This is a genomic window from Streptomyces sp. NPDC051555 (assembly GCF_044454405.1).
Taxonomy (GTDB): domain Bacteria; phylum Actinomycetota; class Actinomycetes; order Streptomycetales; family Streptomycetaceae; genus Streptomyces.
This window is the reverse complement of record NZ_JBITDP010000001.1, coordinates 782,133-799,601: the sequence shown is the minus strand read 5'-3', so window position 1 is coordinate 799,601 and position 17,469 is coordinate 782,133. Positions and strand designations below refer to the sequence as shown.

13 protein-coding genes and 2 pseudogenes are annotated in these 17,469 nt (G+C 72.3%); 7 read left to right on the top strand and 8 right to left on the bottom strand.

Features of this window, described 5'->3' with window-relative positions; translation table 11 throughout:
* The first annotated feature begins 225 nt into the window (after positions 1–225).
* The gene (locus ACIBEA_RS03415) at positions 226–1,569 is read left to right on the top strand and encodes a hypothetical protein (RefSeq protein ID WP_399257412.1); all 1,344 of its coding nucleotides are present in this window, start codon (positions 226–228) and stop codon (positions 1,567–1,569) included.
* A gap of 32 nt (positions 1,570–1,601) precedes the next feature.
* Here the strand turns inward: ACIBEA_RS03415 and ACIBEA_RS03410 are convergent, their stop codons facing one another.
* The 3 genes from ACIBEA_RS03410 to ACIBEA_RS03400 form a co-directional block, all read right to left on the bottom strand.
* Positions 1,602–2,792: a cytochrome P450 gene (locus ACIBEA_RS03410; RefSeq protein WP_399257410.1), complete on the bottom strand. Its 1,191-nt coding sequence runs from the start codon at positions 2,790–2,792 to the stop codon at positions 1,602–1,604.
* Between the two features lie 185 nt (positions 2,793–2,977).
* Positions 2,978–3,547 carry a GNAT family N-acetyltransferase gene (locus tag ACIBEA_RS03405; protein ID WP_399257408.1) on the bottom strand — a complete coding sequence of 190 codons (570 nt, stop codon included), beginning with the start codon at positions 3,545–3,547 and terminating at the stop codon, positions 2,978–2,980.
* A 254-nt stretch (positions 3,548–3,801) separates the two neighbouring features.
* Positions 3,802–5,955, bottom strand: a complete 2,154-nt coding sequence (locus tag ACIBEA_RS03400; RefSeq protein WP_399257406.1) for a transglycosylase domain-containing protein — start codon at positions 5,953–5,955, stop codon at positions 3,802–3,804.
* A gap of 169 nt (positions 5,956–6,124) precedes the next feature.
* Here ACIBEA_RS03400 and ACIBEA_RS03395 point away from each other — a divergent pair, with 169 nt between their 5' ends.
* Together ACIBEA_RS03395 and ACIBEA_RS03390 are read left to right on the top strand one after the other, a co-directional pair.
* Positions 6,125–6,484: a PadR family transcriptional regulator gene (locus tag ACIBEA_RS03395; protein WP_399257404.1), complete on the top strand. Its 360-nt coding sequence runs from the start codon at positions 6,125–6,127 to the stop codon at positions 6,482–6,484.
* Complete coding sequence (locus ACIBEA_RS03390; protein ID WP_399257402.1) at positions 6,481–7,371, top strand: hypothetical protein; 891 nt, start codon at positions 6,481–6,483, stop codon at positions 7,369–7,371. Before ACIBEA_RS03395 ends, ACIBEA_RS03390 begins: the two co-directional genes overlap by 4 nt.
* A gap of 50 nt (positions 7,372–7,421) precedes the next feature.
* Here the strand turns inward: ACIBEA_RS03390 and ACIBEA_RS03385 are convergent, their stop codons facing one another.
* On the bottom strand, positions 7,422–8,198 hold the full coding sequence (locus ACIBEA_RS03385) for a class I SAM-dependent methyltransferase (RefSeq protein WP_399257400.1): 777 nt from the start codon (positions 8,196–8,198) through the stop codon (positions 7,422–7,424).
* A gap of 254 nt (positions 8,199–8,452) precedes the next feature.
* On the opposite strand from ACIBEA_RS03385, the gene ACIBEA_RS03380 reads away from it, so the two are divergent.
* Positions 8,453–8,908 carry a hypothetical protein gene (locus ACIBEA_RS03380; RefSeq protein ID WP_399257398.1) on the top strand — a complete coding sequence of 152 codons (456 nt, stop codon included), beginning with the start codon at positions 8,453–8,455 and terminating at the stop codon, positions 8,906–8,908.
* A 144-nt stretch (positions 8,909–9,052) separates the two neighbouring features.
* Positions 9,053–9,372, top strand: a pseudogene (locus ACIBEA_RS03375) (fibronectin type III domain-containing protein); the annotation flags it as partial.
* Positions 9,373–9,624: 252 nt separating this feature from the next.
* Here the strand turns inward: ACIBEA_RS03375 and ACIBEA_RS03370 are convergent.
* Both ACIBEA_RS03370 and ACIBEA_RS03365 read right to left on the bottom strand, forming a co-directional pair.
* Entirely contained in the window at positions 9,625–11,937 is a 2,313-nt protein-coding gene (locus ACIBEA_RS03370) for an FdhF/YdeP family oxidoreductase (protein WP_399257396.1), read from the bottom strand.
* A 224-nt stretch (positions 11,938–12,161) separates the two neighbouring features.
* Positions 12,162–12,857, bottom strand: coding sequence for a DUF3152 domain-containing protein (locus tag ACIBEA_RS03365; RefSeq protein ID WP_399257394.1), 696 nt, complete (start codon positions 12,855–12,857; stop codon positions 12,162–12,164).
* Positions 12,858–13,228: 371 nt separating this feature from the next.
* Here ACIBEA_RS03365 and ACIBEA_RS03360 point away from each other — a divergent pair.
* Positions 13,229–13,405, top strand: a pseudogene (locus ACIBEA_RS03360) (phosphotransferase); the annotation flags it as partial.
* A gap of 53 nt (positions 13,406–13,458) precedes the next feature.
* On the opposite strand, the gene ACIBEA_RS03355 reads toward ACIBEA_RS03360, so the two are convergent.
* Positions 13,459–14,652, bottom strand: coding sequence for a GDSL-type esterase/lipase family protein (locus ACIBEA_RS03355; protein WP_399257392.1), 1,194 nt, complete (start codon positions 14,650–14,652; stop codon positions 13,459–13,461).
* On the bottom strand, positions 14,649–15,287 hold the full coding sequence (locus ACIBEA_RS03350) for a TetR/AcrR family transcriptional regulator (RefSeq protein ID WP_399257390.1): 639 nt from the start codon (positions 15,285–15,287) through the stop codon (positions 14,649–14,651). Before ACIBEA_RS03350 ends, ACIBEA_RS03355 begins: the two co-directional genes overlap by 4 nt.
* 203 nt (positions 15,288–15,490) lie before the next feature.
* On the opposite strand from ACIBEA_RS03350, the gene ACIBEA_RS03345 reads away from it, so the two are divergent.
* A complete protein-coding gene (locus tag ACIBEA_RS03345) occupies positions 15,491–17,419 on the top strand; it encodes a hypothetical protein (protein WP_399257388.1) in 1,929 nt (642 codons plus the stop codon).
* Positions 17,420–17,469 lie beyond the last annotated feature (50 nt).

Here is a 17,469-nt window from a genome sequence, read left to right as displayed (position 1 = left end):
ACACGAACCGGCGGGCGGAATCCTCGCACAGCCGACGTCCCCGCAGAATTCCCCCTGCACGACCCCGTCCGGATCGGTGCCCGTCTGTGCCCCCGCTGTGCCCTCACTGTGAGACGGCGCGCACGAAGGGTCCGGAGTGCGGTAGACATGCAGACAAGTTCTATATTCGTATGAACAATCCATGCGCGGCGGGGGCTGCGGTGACCACGGGGGAAGACAGCTGCCATGCCTGACACCGACGACGCCCCGGACTCCTCCGTGACGGAATCCCGAGCCGCCCTCAAGGCCGCCCGCAAGGCCCGCGAGCGGGCGCGCAACCGCAAGCGCATGGGCGTCGGCGCCGGCGCGGTCGCCCTCTGCGCGGCCACCGCGACCACCTACGCCCTCACCCTCGGCGGCGGCTCCGCCGCCGGCGGGGACGAGAAGACGGCGGCCGCCGAGCTCTCGGGCGGGCAGAACGGCAAGGCCGCGGCGGCGCGCGACGAGGACAAGAACTGGGACGGCAAGGTCAAGGTGCTGGGGGACGGCTCCACCTCCTACACCGGGCCGCAGCCGGGCCAGCTCAAGCCCGAGAAGCTGAAGCCCGGCGAGAAGCCGCCGCAGTTCGTGGTGTTCTCCTGGGACGGCGCCCTGGAGGGCGACGACCACCTCTTCTCGCACTTCCGTCAGGTGGCCAAGGAGAACAAGGCGCACATGACGTTCTTCCTCACGGGCATCTACCTGCTGCCCGAGAGCAAGAAGATGCTGTACACCCCGCCGCAGCACAGCCCGGGCTCCTCCGCCATCTCCTACCCGACCGTCCCGCACGTGAAGACCACGCTGGAGCAGCTGCGCGGCGCCTGGGGCGACGGCGACGAGATCGGCTCGCACTTCAACGGCCACTTCTGCGGGCCCAAGGGCGGCGGGGACTGGAGCCCCGCCGAGTGGAAGAGCGAGATAGACCAGACGTACTCCTTCATCAAGAACTGGAAGACGAACACCGGGTTCACGAACGTGGCACCGCTGCCCTTCGACCCGGACCGCGAGGTGGTCGGCGGCCGCGCCCCCTGCCTGGAGGGCCAGAAGAACCTCCTGGAGGCCGCCAAGCCGTACGGCTGGCGCTACGACGCGAGCTCGTCGGGGGACTTCCAGCTGTGGCCGTCCAAAATGAACGGCATATGGAACTTTCCCCTCCAACTCGTCCCCTTGCAGAACAAGGAGAAGCAAGTCCTCTCCATGGACTTCAACTTCCTCTACAACCAGTCCGGCGACAGCACCAAGGGCGATCCCACCAAATACCCGGAATGGCTTGAACAGACCCGTATGTCCTATCTGAACGGCTTCAACCGGGTCTACAACGGCAGCCGGGCACCGATGTACATCGGCAACCACTTCGAGGACTGGAACGGGGGCATCTACATGAAGGCCGTCGAAGACGTCATGAAGGACGTCTGCCCGCGCCAGGAAGTGCGGTGCGTGTCGTTCCGCGAGCTGGCCGACTGGCTCGACGTCCAGGACCCGAAGGTCCTGGCCCAGCTGCGCCTGCTCGATCCGGCGCAGGCCCCGGAGTGGCCGACCCTGGTCAAGTAGCCCCGCCCGCGGGCGGCCCCGAGCCGCCGCGCTCACGCCTCCCAGGTGACCGGGAGGGACTTCACCCCATGGATGTCCGCGGCCTCCGGGCGCAGCGGGACCTCCTCGGCGGGTACGGCCAGGCGCAGCCCGGGGAAGCGCGCGACCAGCGCGCCGAGCGCGACCCGCATCTCGATGCGGGCCAGCTGCGCCCCCAGGCACAGGTGGATGCCGTGACCGAAGGCCAGGTGCCCGCCGTCCTCCCGCGCAAGGTCGAGCGCGTGGGGGTCGGCGAAGCGCTCCGGGTCGCGGTTGGCCGTGTTGTAGGACAGGACCACGGTGGTGCCGGCCTCGATGGTCCGGCCGCCCACCTCGACGTCCACGAGCGCCGTCCGCATGAACGACTTGGCGACGCTCAGGTACCGCAGCAGCTCCTCCACGGCCTGGTCGATCAGGCCGGGATCGGCGCGCAGGGCGGCCAGTTGCGCGGGGTTCCGCAAGAGCGCGAAGGCGCCGAGGGCCAGCATGTTCGCGGTGGTGTCGAAGCCGGCCGCGAGCAGGATCAGGGCGATCCCCCGCAGCTCCTCCTCGCTCAGGTCGCCGGCGGCGAGTTCGCTGAGCACGTCGTCGGTGGGGGCGGCGCGCTTGGCGGCCACCAGCTGCGCGAGGTACTCCTGGGTCGCGGTGTAGGCCGCCATCAGCTCCTCGTCGCCGGTCTCCCCGCTCATGAAGGTGTCGATCTGCTCCTGGAAGGAGTCCCGGTCCTCGTAGGGCACCCCCAGCAGCTCACAGATGACGATGGTGGGGATGGGCTTGGCGAAGGCGGTCACCAGGTCCGCCGTCGGCCCGGCCGCCTCCATCGCGTCCAGGCGCTCGGCGGTGATCTGCTCGATGCGTTCGGTGAGCATCCGCATCCGCCGCGCGGTGAACTTGCCCACCAGGGGCTTCCGGTAGCGCCCGTGCTGCGGCTCGTCCATGAGCAGGAACTCGCCGGGCGGCGCCGGCGGGAGGCTGAAGTCGACCACGTTCAGGAGCTCCTTGCGCGAGCTGAACCGCGGGTCGGCCAGGACGGACCTGACCAGGTCGTATCCGGTGATGAGCCAGCCGGGCGGGCCGCCGGGGTGGGCGTAGCGGCTGATGGGTCCGTGCTCGCGGGCCTCGACCAGTTCGGCCGGCGGATCGAAGGGGCAGCCGGGCCGGCGCTCGCTCGGCAGCGCCGTGACGGTGTGGGTGGATCCGCTCATGACCGTTCCTCATCTCTCGACATCTCGTGTTCACACATGCCGAAAGCTACGTTGCGTTCACGACGTCGTCAATCACCAAATGCCCATCAGCGCAGGCTTTCCCAGGCCATTGACGGTGAATTGATGCAATGACCCCAAGACTGAACGCAACGATGCGTTGCAATGAACCACGTTGAAAGCAACCGTCACCGGCGCAGGTCGAGCATGTGGAAGACCTTGTCGTGGCGGAGCGCCCCGACGGCGACGAAGTCCGGCAGGCGGCCGTATTCGGTGAAGCCCAGCGACCGGTACAGGTGCAGGGCGTTGTCGTTGTCGCCCCGGGCGTCCAGGGTGAGGACCTCGATCCCGGCCCGGCGGGCATCGGCGATCAGGGCCGCGGTCAGGGCCCGGCCGACGCCGCGTCCGTGGGCGGAAGCGGCCACCGCGAGCTTCTCCAAGTCGGCGTGCGGGCGGTGGGTCGCCCGGGCGTAGCGCTGCCAGTACCCCAGGCCGACCAGCCGACGCCCGACGTAGGCGGCGCGCAGGGCCGCGTCACCGGCGTGCGCGGCGCGGACCACCCCGTCGAGGAGCTCGGCCACCTCGTCCGGGGAGGGCGGGTCGACCCATCCCAGGGCCGCGCCCGCCCGGACCAGCTCCGCCAGGATCCCGTGGGCGGACTCCGCGAAGCGCGCCCCGAGTTCGGGGTCGGAGGTCAGCTCCGCCGCGTCGAGGAGAACGGGGCCGCCGGCACCGCCGTCGATCGTCATCGTGTTCATGATCGGCAGCCTACGAGGCCCCGGGCACTCACCGGCGGGGGCGACCGCGCGACGGCGCTCGGCAGGCTCCGGGCGGCACGGCGAAGGCCCCGGACTCCTTGCGGAGGCCGGGGCCTTGATCGAGCGCTGGGCAGGCCTTGCACCTGCATCCCCCCACAGGAAGTGGGGTGCCTTTCCTTGGACCACCAACGCGAGCCCACCGCCGGGAATCCCGGCCGCGAGAACAAGATCAATCGTAGCGCACCCCCGAGGGGTCACCGCACCGCCTTGATGTACTCCGCCCACAGCTCGACCGCCCGGTCGCTGCCCGGGGTACCGGGCGCGTCCGCACCGAGGCCGGTCAGCGGCAGCGGGATCAGGTCGGTGAGGGACATCCGGTAGACCACCACGGCGGTGGACTCCTGCCCGGTGTTGGCGACGAACCAGCCCGCGGTGTTCGCCGCGGTCGTCCCGGTCTTGCCCGCCGTGCCCGGGTGCGTCCTGCTCACGGCCTTCGCCGAGCCTTCGGTGACGGCGTCCCGCAGGGCGTTGGTCACCGACGCGGCCGCCGTGGCCGACATCGCCCGGGCGGGCTTGGGGGCCACGACCGGCAGCGCGCTCCCGTTGCGCGTGATCGAGCGCACCGAATAGGGCTCGGTGTGCATGCCGGCGGCGGCGAAGGTCTCGTAGGCCCCGGCCATCCGGATCGCGCTGGGCGTCGAGTTCTCCCCGAGCGCGAAGCCGGGCACCTGGGGGCCGAGGCTCGCGCCGAGCAGTCCGGCGCGCTGGGCCAAGCCGTCGACCCGGTCGAGTCCGACGTCGAGGCCCAGTTGCAGCATCGGGGTGTTCACGGAGTCGGCGACGGCCTGGCGCAGGGTGACCTGGCCCCAGCTGCGGGCGCCGTCGTTGCGTCCCTTGACGACCTTGCCGCTGCGGTCCCAGTAGGGGCCGTCGGGCGTCTGCACGGTGACCTGGTCGTTGCCGTCGTAGAGGGAGGTCGGGGCGACCTTGGTGCGGGGCTTGCCGCGCGTGCGCAGCACCCCGTCGTCCAGCGCGGTGGCGTACACGAAGGGGGTGAAGGCCGTGCCGACCGGGATCGTCGTCGCGTTCGATTCGTTGAAGCCCTGCTTCAGGTAGTCGGGTCCGCCGTAGACGGCGAGCAGCCGCCCGTCGGGGGCGACGCTGGCCGCGCCGATCTTCGCGTACGTGTCGGTGGTGGGCCGGTGCTCGGCGTCGAAGTCCTTCTGCGTCTTCTGCACGGCCGCGGTGAGCGCGTCCATGCGGGACCTGTCGAAGGTCGTGTAGATCTGGTAGCCGCCGAGGTCGAAGTCGGCGTCCTTGATGTGCCCCGACTTGATCGCGTACGCCTTGGCCAGCTCCACCAGGTAGCCGGACTGACCGGTGGCGTCGCTGGCGACGGACCGCTCCACGGGGTCGGGGAACTTCGTGTACTTCGCGCGCTCGGCCGCCGTGAGGTTGCCGGTCGCGACCATCCGGTCCAGCGTCCAGCTCCAGCGTTCCACCGCGCGGGCCCGGTTCTCCTTGCTGATCGCCGGGTCGTAGAGGGCGGCGCCCTTGAGGAGCGAGGCGAGGAAGGCGCCCTCGCTGGCGTTGAGCTGGGATACGTCCTTGCCGTAGTACGCCTGGGAGGCGCGCTGGATGCCGTAGGTGCCCCGGCCGAACCAGCTGGTGTTGAGGTAGTCCTGCAGGATCTGCTGCTTGCTCTTCTGCCGGTCCAGTTTCACCGCGAGGAGGATCTCGGTGAACTTCCGGGAGACGGTACGGTCCTGGTTCAGGTAGGCGTTCTTCACGTACTGCTGCGTGATGGTCGAGCCGCCCTGGGTCTCGCCCCCGGTCACGGCGGCCTTCACCGCGCGCAGGAAGCCCGAGGGGGAGACCCCGGGGTCCGAGTAGAAGCTCGCGTTCTCGGCCGAGAGGATGGCGCCCTGGACCGGCTCGGGGACCTTCTCCAGCGGCATTTCCTGGCGGCTCACCCAGCCCGTGCGGGCCATCTTGGAACCGTCGGACCAGTAGTAGACGTTGTCCTGCTGCTTCGCGAAGGAGTTCAGGTCGTCGGGTATGTCGGTGACCGCGTAGGCGCAGCCGACGAAGGCGAGCGTGGCGAGGAAGCCGTAGAGGCACGCGCCCAGCCATTGGCGCCAGGACGGGATCCACCGGCGCCAGTCGCTGCGCCCGGGCCGGGGGTAGTCCGGCTTCATCCGCCGGGCCAGCGGTCGCGCGCGGGCGACGAGCGGCGCGAGGGCGGGTGCGAGCGCGGCCCGGCGGGCGGCGACCCACGCGGCCGCGCCGGCACGCTCGGTGCGGCGCTTGCGCCGACGGCCCGCGGGGGCCTTGCGCCCGGCCCCGACCCCGGCGGTCGCCCGATCGTCGCCCGACCCCTGGTCTGCTGCCCCGCCGCGTCTGCTCACGCCGAATGTCCCCTCTGCCGCCGTACCCCCTCACCTTAATTCGCTCGTACGAACCTCCATGACGCCGGCCCGGTCGATGGGACCCTTCGGCGGGCGGTCGGCCGACCGCTCCCCGCACCCCTCCCGCTCCGCCGCCGTTATATGCCGGTGGGTGACCTACGATGCGGACATGAGCGATCGTGCGATGCAGGAACCCACCCTCCTCCTCCTGACCGCGCTCGCGGACGAGCCCCGGCACGGCTACGCCATCGCCCGCGAGGTGGAGAAGATCTCGGACGGTCGGGTCAAGCTGCGCACCGGCACGCTGTACGGCGCCCTGGAGCGCCTGCTCGGGCAGGGCCTGATCGAGGTGCACGAGGAAGAGGTCGTGGACAGCCGCCTGCGCCGTACGTACACGCTCACCCCGGCCGGGCGGGAGGGCCTCGGCGCCGAAGCGAAGCGGATCGCCGCGACGGCGCGCGAGGCGACCCGGCGCCTGGGCGTCACCGGCGGGGCCACCGGCGGCGTCACCGGCCGGGCCACCGCGTGAGCCTGCCGCTGCTGCGCCTGTACCCGGCCAGGTTCCGCCGCGAGTTCGGCGACGAGATAGCCGAGGCCTACCGCGAGGCGACCGAAGGGGCCGACCGGCGCACCCGTTTCCGGGAGGCCGCCGACATCGCGGCGCACGCGTTCCGGCTGCGACTGGGCGCCGGCTCCGCGCAGCCGGGCGGGCGGCTCTTCGCCGCCGTGTCGCCCTACGCGCTGGCCGCCACGGCCTCGTACGCCGCCTTCAACCTGATCTCGACGGTCTCCGACTGGCAGATCAGCCACAACCCCGACTTCCTCGTGCCGCTCACCTACGCCACGAGCGGCAGCTACGTGGTGGCGCTCGTCGGCGCGGTACTGGCGCTGTGCGGACGTGCCTCGGGCGCCCTGTGGTCCCTGGTCGGCATGATCGCCAACGCCCTTTGCGTCCTCGTCGTGGTGCTGCCCGCCGACCTGCCGGTGCCGTGGCAGCTCCCGGCTTTCCTGCTGCTGCCGCTGGTGTCCGCCGTCCTCCCGCTGGCCTGCCCGCCGGACCTGCGGCCGCCGCGCCGGATCCTCAGTACCGCCGGGGTGGTGGCCCTGGTCCTGTGGGCCCCGCTCGCGGTCTTCCTCTTCGCCCTGCTCGACTCGAAGGGGATCGGGCTCTTCCTGCACTGGCGGTACGGGGTCCCCGTGCTCGCGGCGCTGGCGCTGGCGGGCCGCTACGCCCTGTCGGGGCTGCGCACCGCGCCTCAGGTCGCGCTCGCCGCACTGCCCTTCATGATCACCAGCTTCTTCGGCGGCGTGGTCGACGGGGACAGCATCCCCTCGATCCTGCTGCTGATCGCCATCACGGCCTTCGGCGTACGGCAGTGGCGGAGGCGGAACTCCGGGACGCCCACACCCACCTGAGACCGGCCCGCGCTGACCTGTCACCGGCGCTCGGGGCCGTACGGGCCGGGTCAGCGCGCGCTGACCCGGATCTTGGACTGGCCGTGGCCGAGCTCCTCCCAGTCGTCCATGAACCGGGCCGCGAGTCCGTGCCGGGCGGCCAGGGCGATCAGGGTCTCGGTGCGGTAGTAGAAGTCCTCGCGCAGCACCTGGTGCTCGGAACCGGTGGTGCGGTCGAAGGTGAAGTCGAAGTGGCCTCCCGGCGCCAGCACCCGGCCGACGTGCGCGAGGCACTCGTCGATGACCTCGATCGGCGAGTGCGAGAACACGCTGTGCGCGTGCACGACGTCGAAGTGGGCGTCGGGCAGGAAGTCCAGCGTCAGGTTCCCCGTGATGGTCAGGTGCGGGACCTTGTCCTGGAGCCCCCGCTCGGTCAGGGTCTCCTTCGCGGCGATCAGGATGTCGGGCGAGATGTCGATGCCGTAGTAGTGGCCCGGCTCCAGGTAGTCGATGAAGCGCCAGCCCGCGCGCAGGTTGCCGCAGCCTATGTCCAGCATCCTGGCGCCCGGCGCGAGGTCGTGCCGCAGCAGGTAGTCGAACTGCATCCGGCCGAGCGCGAGCCAGCGTTCGTGCGTCTGACTGCCCACGGCGGCCTCGGGGTTGCGCCGGGTGTCCGAGGCCATCACCGCGCGGTAGTAGCTCACGTGGTCGGGGTGCTTGAAGGCCAACCAGCGGTCGCGCGCGGCCCGCTTCAGGTACGGGGCGATGCGGTGCGGGCTGCTCGCGGCGTACCGGACCTTGTGGGCGAGCGACGCCCGGTTGGCGACGAGGTTCTTCTTGCTGGCCATGCCTGCTCCATCTCCGTCACACGCCGAGTCCCCGGCACGCACGGCGGCGTCGACCGCCGCCGGACCGGGATTCATGTGGCCACTATATGCCGGTGAACGACATATGCATGTCGCGGGGGGATGCCCCCGGGCTCTTCGGGGTTTCCCGGGGTTTCCCGGATCCGTCCCCGGGAGGAGACGGCCGCCTCCTCGACGGCCGAACCGGGGTGCACCAGGCTCGAACCGACCCGCTCCCCCGGCGAAAGGGAACTCCCATGCACACCGCGCTCCTCAGCAGTCACACCCGTACGTTCGCGAAGGCCGGCACGGCGGTCGCGGTCGCCACCCTGCTCCTGTCCGCGACCTCGACGGCCACGGCGCACGCCGCACCGGCCGCGCCCACCGGCGCCAAGGCGTACGTGCAGCGCTGCACGGACCTCGGCAACGGCACCCTGTGCATCGACGTCAACGGCCGGGTCGGCGCGCAGGGCGTCATCGGCGTCGGCTACTGGAAGCGGGCCGGGGACGCCGTCCACGTCCGGCTCGGCTGGCAGAACACCACGGGCGGCGCCGCGAACTTCAGCAGGAACGTGCACGGTCCGCTGGTCCCGGGAACCGACACGGGCACCGAGACCTGGCGGACCTACCTCGCCGCCGGCTGCGTGTACCCGCTGCTGGAGGTGGTCGGCCAGGGGACCCTCAAGGGCAAGGAGGTCTGCGTTCCCTCCTGACCGGGACGACCTGACGGGGCGACCTGACGGGGCGGAACCCCCATGCGCGGCGCACCGGATTCCAGGACGTCACATGGGAATCCGTACCTCCCCCGTTCACCGTCTGGTGAGCTTCCCGTCGCCCGTGGAGAGGAGGTTCGCGCCATGGACCTTCCCAGCTTCGGCATCCCCGAGAAGCTCGCCGCCCGCATGAACATGGCCGAGCAGCACGACTACCTGCGCGCGAAGTTCACCCGGCGCGGCGCCCTGCGCGCGGGAGCGCTCACCGCGGCGGTGGCCGGAGCCGGACCGACCACCGGGGCGGCCTCCCCGCCTACGCGGCCCCCACCGTGGTGACCTCCACCGCGCGGCGCGGCGTCGACGACTCCCTGGCCGCCCCGTTCGGCCGCCACCTGCAGTTCGGCGCCGACCCCAGGACGCAGATGCGGGTCTCCTGGCAGACCCCCTTCGCGGTGAAGCAGCCACCAAGGGCGGGACGAAGGCGACCGAGACCGTCGAATGGTCCGGGTGCGGTACACCGACCACCCCTCCCTCGCGGTGGAGGTGGAAACCGGCCGCACCCCGAAGCTGAAGGTCAGCACCTCGCCGAAACGGGGCAGCGGATCGACCACTTCGAGATCCAGCGCGGCCGCTGAGCCGCGCCGGCGGGCCGGTCGGGCCGGCCCGCTCGGCGGTCAGCGGTCCGTCGTCAGCGGTCCGGCGTCAGCGGTCCGCCCTCAGATCACCACGACCGCGTCCGGTCCGCTGTCCGGCTCGAAGCGGATGACGACCGACTTGTAGGCGGGGGTGTTGCTGATGTCCGAGGTGTGGTCGAGGGGCACCAGGACGGTCGCCTCCGGCATGTAGGCGGCCGCGCATCCCCGCGCCGTGGGGTAGGGGACCACCTTGAAGTGGGCGGCCCGGCGCTCCCGGCCGTCGGGCCACTCGGAGACGAGGTCGACGAAGGACCCCTCGGTCACGCCGAGCGCGGTGATGTCCGCGGGGCTGACCAGGACCACGCGCCGTCCGTCGTGGACGCCGCGGTAGCGGTCGTCGAGGCCGTAGATCGTGGTGTTGTACTGGTCGTGCGAGCGCAGCGTCTGGAGCAGCAGCCGCCCTTCGGGGACGTCGAGCACCACCATGTCGTTGACCGTGAAGTTGGCCTTGCCCGTGTGGGTGGGGAAGCTGCGCGCGTCCCGGGGGGCGTGCGGCAGCACGAAACCGCCGGGCCGGCGCACCCGGGCGTTGAAGTCCTCGAAGCCCGGGACCACCCGCTCGATGCGGCCGCGCAGCCGGTCGTAGTCGGCGGCGAACTCCTCCCAGGGGACGTCGTCGTCGGGGCCGAGCGCCGCGCGGGCCATCGCGCAGACGATGGAGGTCTCCGAGCGCAGCATCGGTTCGGGCTTCAGCCGCCCGCGCGAGGCGTGCACCCGTCCCATCGAGTCCTCCACGGTCACGAACTGCGGCCCCGCCTGCGTGCGGTCCTCGTCCGAGCGTCCCAGCGTGGGCAGGATCAGCGCGCGCCGGCCCGTGACCAGGTGGGACCGGTTGGGCTTGGTGGAGATCTGCACCGTCAGGGAGCAGCGGCGCAGGGCTTCCTCGGTGACGGGGGTGTCCGGGGCCGCGGCCGCGAAGTTGCCGCCCATGCCGACGAAGACCTTCACCTTGCCGTCGCGCATCGCCTTGATGGCGCCCACCGAGTCGTAGCCGTGGTGGCGCGGCGAGGTGAATCCGAACTCCTCGCCGAGCGCCCGGTGGAAGGCCTCGGTGGGGCGTTCGTAGATGCCCATCGTGCGGTCGCCCTGCACGTTGGAGTGGCCGCGGACCGGGCAGACGCCCGCGCCGGGGCGGCCCACGTTGCCGCGCAGCAGCAGGAAGTTGACGATCTCCCGCAGCGTGGGCACGGAGTGCTTGTGCTGGGTCAGGCCGAGCGCCCAGCACACGATCACGCTCTTGGACTCCAGGACCATCCGCGCGGCCGCTTCGATCTGCTCCATGGGCAGGCCGGTGGCGGCCAGCACGTCGTCCCGGTCGGTGGCGCGGGCGTCCTGCTCCCAGTCCTCGAAGCCGAGGGTGTGCTCGGCGATGAAGGACCGGTCGAGGACGGTGCCCGGGGCCTCGTCCTCGGCGCGCAACAGCAGCTGGTTCAGGGCCCGGAAGAGGGCGAGGTCGCCGCCCGTACGGATCTGTAGGAACAGGTCGGTGAGCTTGGTGCCCTCGCCCACCACGCCGCGCGGGCGCTGGGGGTTCTTGAACCGTTCCAATCCCGCTTCGGGCAGCGGGTTCACGCTGATGACCCGGCCGCCGTTGCCCTTGGTCTGTTCGAGCGCGGCCATCATCCGCGGGTGGTTGGTGCCGGGGTTCTGCCCGGCGACGATGACCAGGTCGGCGTGGTGGATGTCCTCCAGGGAGACGCTTCCCTTGCCGACGCCGAGGGTTTCCACCAGCGCGTCCCCGGTGGCCTCGTGGCACATGTTGGCGCAGTCCGGCAGGTTGTTGGTGCCCAGGCGCCGGGCGAGGAGCTGGAGTGCGAAGGCCGGTTCGTTCGGGGTCCGTCCGGAGGTGTAGAAGACGGCCTCGTCGGGCGAGTCGAGGGCGGCGAACTCCTCGCCGATGATCTCGTACGCCCGCTCCCAGCTGACCGGGACGTAGTGCGTGGCGCCTTCGTCCAGCAGCATCGGGTGGGTGAGCCGGCCCTGTTGGCCGAGCCAGTAGCCGGACCTGCCGAGCAGGTCGGCCACCGCGTGTGCGGCGAAGAAGGCGGGCGTCACCCGCCGCCGGGTGGCCTCCTCGGCCACGGCCTTGGCGCCGTTCTCGCAGAACTCCGCCCGGTGCACCCGGTCCTCCTCGGGCCAGGCGCAGCCGGGGCAGTCGAAGCCGTCCGGCTGGTTGACCCGCAGCAGGGTGCGGGCACTGCGCAGGACGCCCATCTGCCGCTGCGCCAGCCGCATCGCGGTGGTCACCGCGTGCACGCCGACCGCGTGGTGGCTGGGCTCCGTGATGCGGGGGGCGTCCTGGGCGGGATCGGATCCGGGCGCGCGGCCGGCCATCGTGCTCCTTGGGTTGGTACCGGACCCGCCGCGCCGTGGGCGTCGTCCCGCGGGGCACGGTGGGACCGCCGGTGCGTTCTCCGTATCGGCCTTCGAAGGCTACGGGGGCGCGAGCGGCCCGATCATGAGGCGAAGGCCCCGCCGTCCCCACGACCAAGGGACCCCCGTCCACGTGCCGAAGGGCCGTGCCGAAGGCCCGTACCGGGCCGGGGGCCCGGCCGCCGTCACTGCGCGTCGGGGCCCGTGAGGAAGGTTCCGTCCGCGGTGTAGGGCCAGGCGTTGGACACGCAGCCGTCCAGCCCCTTGATCTGCTGCATCATCACCGGCGCCGGTCGGCCGGGGCCCGGGCACCCCATGTGTCGGCGGTAGCCGATCATGTGGCCCACCTCGTGGTTGATGATGAGGTGCCGGTACTCGGTGGCCGGTCCGTCGTACTGCGGCGAACCCTGCGTCCAGCGCTTGAGGTTGACGACGACTCCCCCGGTGACCTCGCAGTTCAGCTCCCCGCGCGTGTTGCCGACCGGCGCGCAGAGGGTGTCGGTGGTCTTCGGGGTGGCGATCTTGATGGTGACGTCGGCATCGGTGTCGACCAGCTGGAACCGGGCCTGGCCGTGCGCGGCCCAGCTCCTCGGGTCGGAGAGGATCGCCTGGATCTCCGTGGCCGCCTGCACCGGCGACACGTCGACGCCGTCCTCGACCTCGACCCGGTAGCGGCGCAGCGGCCCGCCGGTCCCGATGACGGCTCCGGACGCCTGCGCGCTGGTGAAGGTGCCGGGCCCGGAGGCGGGCACCGCGGGCGAACCGTGCGAGGGTGCCGGTGCGCCGCTCCCGGGCCGCTGGGATAGGGCGAAGCCGCCGGTGAGCGCCAGTCCCAACAGGGAGAGGGCGATGACCGGCAGCCGGCTGTGCCGCGCTGCCACGGTGTGGATCCTGCCTTTCCTGGGCGCTGGTCACGGCGATCGGCTGCGCCGGGCCGGTGCGTCCTTCGAGCAGTCTGGGAGACCGACGTTTCCAGCATCGCGGGGTCACCGGTCGGGAACCGCACGATCATGTATCAACCGCGTATCAACGCCCGGAACGGCTGGTTCCGCGCATTCCGTGTATTCCGTGTATTCCGTGTAACCCACCGCCCGGGAAACCCGTTTGACGCCCCGCCGTGTCCGACGGTCGGATGGTGCGTCATGAGCACGAGCGCGGTGGGCGCGGAACAGATGCACGCGGACAGCCACCCCATCGACGAGGGCCTCGTACGACGCCTGGTCGCCGGCCGGTTCCCGCGGTGGGCCGGGCTGCCGGTGCTGCGGAGCGCTTCCGCACGGCCCTCGGCGTGGACGACGCGACCTGGCTGCGCGGCCGCGCCCGGGCCATGTCCCGGGCGGTGATCGCGCTGCCGTACTACCGGAACACCAACCCGGCGATGGCCCGCAACGCCCGGCACGTGATCGCGGCGGTGCTGGAGCGGGGGTGACCCCGCCGGCCGGGTCACGGGGTGGGGCCAGGGGGCGGGGTCAGGGGGCGGGGTCAGGGGGCGGGTCGGGCGGTCGGGTCCGCGAAGGGGGCCTCGGGTGCGAAGGCGCGTGCGGCGAAGCGCTCGCCGATGCGGCGGTGCGTGGCGGCGTCCGGGTGCAGCTCGTCGGGGAGCGGCAGCTCGGCGTTGTCGGCCTCGCCGTAGAGCTCGCGGCCGTCCAGGTAGTGCAGGTTCGGGTCGCAGGCCGCCCGCTCCGCCACGATCCGGGCCAGTTCCTCCCGGACGACGCCGAGGGTCAGCTTGCCGCTCGCGCGCTCCGCGGGGTCACCGGTGGCCAGGAAGCGCAGTCGACCGGCGCTGAAGGCGGCGAAGTCGGGGGCGCTGGGACCCGGGGTGTCCTCGTGGATCGGGCACAGGATGGAGGAGACCACCAGCAGCGGCGCATCGGGGTGACCCTCGCGGATGGTGTCGAGGAAGCCGTGGACGGCGGGACCGAAGGCTCGCAGCCGCATCAGGTCGGTGTTGACCAGGTTGATGCCGATCTTGAGGCTGATCAGGTCGGCGGGGGTGTCGCGCAGGGCGCGGGCGGTGAACGGGTCGAGCAGGGCGCTGCCGCCCAGGCCCAGGTTGGTCAGCTCCACCCCACCGAGGGCGGCGGCCAGCGCGGGCCAGGTGGTGCTGGGGCTCGCGGCGTCGGATCCGTGACTGATCGAGCTGCCGTGGTGCAGCCACACCCTGCGCCCGCGGTCCGGCGCGGGCTCGACGGGCGCGTCGGAGCGCAGGGCCACCAGACGAGTGCTCTCGTTGTGCGGCAGCCAGATCTCCACGTCCTTGTCCGCGTCGGCGAGGCCGGAGAAGCGGAGGGTGCCGACCGGGCCGGGCTGCTCGGTGGTGGTGCCCGCGGCCAGGTCGATGGTCAGGGTGGTGCCCCCGGCGACGCCGGCCCGCCCGGCCAGGTTGCCGTCGACCAGCAGGTCGTAGACGCCCTCGGGGCGCGGCGGGGCGCCCACGTAGACGCGCTTGGTGGGCAGGGCGTCGAGTTCGAGGACGGTGGCCCGGGTGCGGAAGACGAGCCGTACGCCGGAGGGCTGCGACTCCGCCATGGCGAGCTGGCCGTCGACGTTCTGGGCGCGGGCCCGGGCGGGCAGCCGGTGCGGCAGGACGCCCTGTTCGGTGTGCTCCAGGTCCAGCGCTCCGCGCAGGAGGTCCGCGGTGATCGGTGTGGTGATCCAGCGGTGCGTGCTCATGGTGTCGTCAGCCTGTCCGTCGAAGGGCTCGCATCGCCCGGATGCGGCGGTGCGCCACCGCTGTGCGGCGGCGTGGTCCAGCTGCGCAGGAGGGCGTCCAGCCGGTCGAGGATCCACGACCAGGTCTCCTGCGAGTCGGGAGCACTGTGGCTGAAGCCGCCGGACAGCTCCAGGGTGACGTAACCGTGGAACACACTGCCCAACAGCCGGACCGCGTGCGTCTGGTCGGGCTCCGTCAGGTCGTACCCGCGCAGGATCGCCCGGGTCATCCGGGCGTGCCGGCCGCCCGCGCTCGCGGCGGCCGCCTCCGGGTCGAGCGGGAACTGCGCCGCGGCGTAGCGACCGGGGTGCTGCCGGGCGTAGTCGCGGTAGACGTTCGCGAAGGCCGCCAGGGCGTCCTTGCCCGCCCGCCCCGCGAGGGCGACGGCGACCGCGTCGGCGAGTTCTTCCAGCGCGAGCAGGGCGATCCCGGTCTTGAGGTCGTGGGAGTTCTTCACATGCGAGTACAGGCTCGCGACCTTGACGTCGAACTGTCGGGCGAGCGCCGAGACGGTCACCTGCTCGAAGCCGACCTCGTCGGCCAGCTCCGCCCCCGCCCGCACCAGACGTGCCGTGGTCAATCCCGCGCGTGCCATGGTCATCCCTCCATCAACCTGAAGTCATTATTGATTTACCTAAAAGCTTTAGGCAAATTCCGCACTCCTTGGTCTCTCCGGGTCGATCCCGCGAGCCTGGAGGAACGCGGCGCGGCGGCCCTCGTTACCCACGCATGACGTGCGTCCGCGGCGCCCCCGCGGTGTTGCGGCGGTGACGGCACGTCACCGAACGAGGGAGGCTCATGGCCCCGTCCATCACCCTGTCCGCCGTCCTGGCGACAGCCCTGCTGAGCATTCCCGGACCGACCACCGACACCACCGACACCACCGCCGGCACCATCGGCACCACCACCGCCGACGCAGCCGCCTCCGCCCCGCGCGCGGAGCAGGCCCGGCACGACGTGGGCCTGTTCGGCATCAAGGCCGCGGACCACGCGGCGGCGCAGGAGTTCACCGCCGCCGGCTCCCGTCTCGACCGGGTCGGCTTCTACCTGACCAGCGCGGCCTCCACCGGCACGGTGACCGTGCAGGTGCGCACCGCGCTGGACGGCGCCGCGTCCGCCGTCGCCACCCGGACGCTGGACCTGGCCGCCCTCGGCGGTGCGGGAGCGGGCTGGATCGAAGTTCCGTTCGGCGCACCGCTCACGGCGGGGAGCCCGTACTACCTGTTCGTCCAGGCCACCACCCGCGAGGGCAAGGCGGTCGTCTGGCACGGAACGCGGACCGCGGATCCCGGGGCCCCGGTCAGCTGGAACTACGACCGGGCCTACTGGGGAGGTTGGCACGCCGACGCCGCCCGCCTGGCCTTCCACGTCAACCCCGTCGGCGCCGACCGCTGCGGGGAGAGCGAGCCCTGCTACGTGCCCACCTCCTCGCTGGCCGCCCGTACGGCCGGGCTGCTGACGAACCAGCAGGTGACGGAGGCCGTCGCGCCCTCGTTCGCGGTGGGTGCCGGCTACGTCGAGGGCAGCAACGTCCTGCGCCTGCCGTCGGGCCGCTGGCGCCACCTCCCCGCCGGTCGCGGGGCGTCGGTGGTGACCGAGGCCGACGACCCCGGTGCGCTGAAGCAGATCGCCGAGAGCCGTGCCTGGCTGGCCGCCGGCAAGGTGCCCGGGTCGACGCCCGCGCGCCGGGAGGCGTCCCGGCGGGCACTGCTGTCCATGCGGGCCCTGCTGCGCCCGAACGGGGCGTTCGCCGCCGCCTGGTCACAGGCGTGGGAGTACTCCTGGCCCCGCGACGGCAGCTTCGCCGCAGCCGCCTTCGCCGCGACCGGCCACGACGCCGAGGCGTACCGGATGCTGCGCCACGACCAGGCGACCCAGCGTCCGGACGGCACCTGGGAGGCGCGCACCACGCTCGACGGCGCGGGTCCGCCCGACGGGCGGACCTGGCAGCTCGACGGCAACGGCTGGGTGCCGTGGGCGACCTGGCAGTGGTACCGGGCCGCACCGGCCAAGGACCGGGCCGCCAGGCTCGCCGCGCTGTACCCCATGGTCCGCAAGGCCGCCGACCACGCGGCCGACTCGCTCGACGCGGACGGACTGCCGCCCGCCGGACCGGACTACTGGGAGCTGCCGACGGACACCGCCAACATCGGCACCGCCGCGCCCCTGCTCTCGGGGCTCAACGCGGCCGCCGACCTCGCCCGGACGTCCGGCCAGGGCGCCGACGCGACGCGCTGGGCGACGGCCGCCCGGCGCCTCGCCGACGGCATCGCGACGCACTTCGCACCGCTGGGCTACCCGCGGACCAGCGACGGGCTGCACGGCCGTGACAGCGCCGCCGCGTTCATGGCCCCGCCCTTCAACACCGCGCCCGCCGACCTGGCCACGGCCCTCGACTCCACCCACCGCGCACTGCTGCTGCCGAACGGGGGGCTCACTCCCGGCAACGACCCCGGGTTCAGTTGGGGGGCGTACGCCTGGACGCCCAGCACCACCTTCTTCGCGCTGGCCTGGGCCGGTACGGGTGAGCGGCAGAAAGCCGAACGCGTCCTGGACTGGGTCCTGTCCAAGCGCAACGGGCTCGGCGAGCTGTCCGAGACGGTCAACGGCAGCGGGCGGCCCTCCTCGGTCGCACCGCTCGGCTGGACCGATTCCCTGGTGCTCCTCACCGCCCTGGCCCTCGACGGCACCCCGGCCCCGACCCCACCCACGGCGCCGGCGCCGTAGGCCGTCCCCTTCGGATCTTGCCGGGCCGGGGGCCGAGGCAGGGCTCCCGG

Bases quoted from the DNA above. Each gene is read 5' to 3' on its own strand.
- ACIBEA_RS03405 (WP_399257408.1), bottom strand. From the start codon at position 3,547: ATGAACACGATGACGATCGACGGCGGTGCCGGCGGCCCCGTTCTCCTC.
- ACIBEA_RS03410 (WP_399257410.1), bottom strand. From the start codon at position 2,792: ATGAGCGGATCCACCCACACCGTCACGGCGCTGCCGAGCGAGCGCCGG.
- ACIBEA_RS03345 (WP_399257388.1), top strand. From the start codon at position 15,491: ATGGCCCCGTCCATCACCCTGTCCGCCGTCCTGGCGACAGCCCTGCTG.
- ACIBEA_RS03395 (WP_399257404.1), top strand. From the start codon at position 6,125: ATGAGCGATCGTGCGATGCAGGAACCCACCCTCCTCCTCCTGACCGCG.
- ACIBEA_RS03385 (WP_399257400.1), bottom strand. From the start codon at position 8,198: ATGGCCAGCAAGAAGAACCTCGTCGCCAACCGGGCGTCGCTCGCCCAC.
- ACIBEA_RS03380 (WP_399257398.1), top strand. From the start codon at position 8,453: ATGCACACCGCGCTCCTCAGCAGTCACACCCGTACGTTCGCGAAGGCC.
- ACIBEA_RS03415 (WP_399257412.1), top strand. From the start codon at position 226: ATGCCTGACACCGACGACGCCCCGGACTCCTCCGTGACGGAATCCCGA.
- ACIBEA_RS03370 (WP_399257396.1), bottom strand. From the start codon at position 11,937: ATGGCCGGCCGCGCGCCCGGATCCGATCCCGCCCAGGACGCCCCCCGC.
- ACIBEA_RS03350 (WP_399257390.1), bottom strand. From the start codon at position 15,287: ATGGCACGCGCGGGATTGACCACGGCACGTCTGGTGCGGGCGGGGGCG.
- ACIBEA_RS03355 (WP_399257392.1), bottom strand. From the start codon at position 14,652: ATGAGCACGCACCGCTGGATCACCACACCGATCACCGCGGACCTCCTG.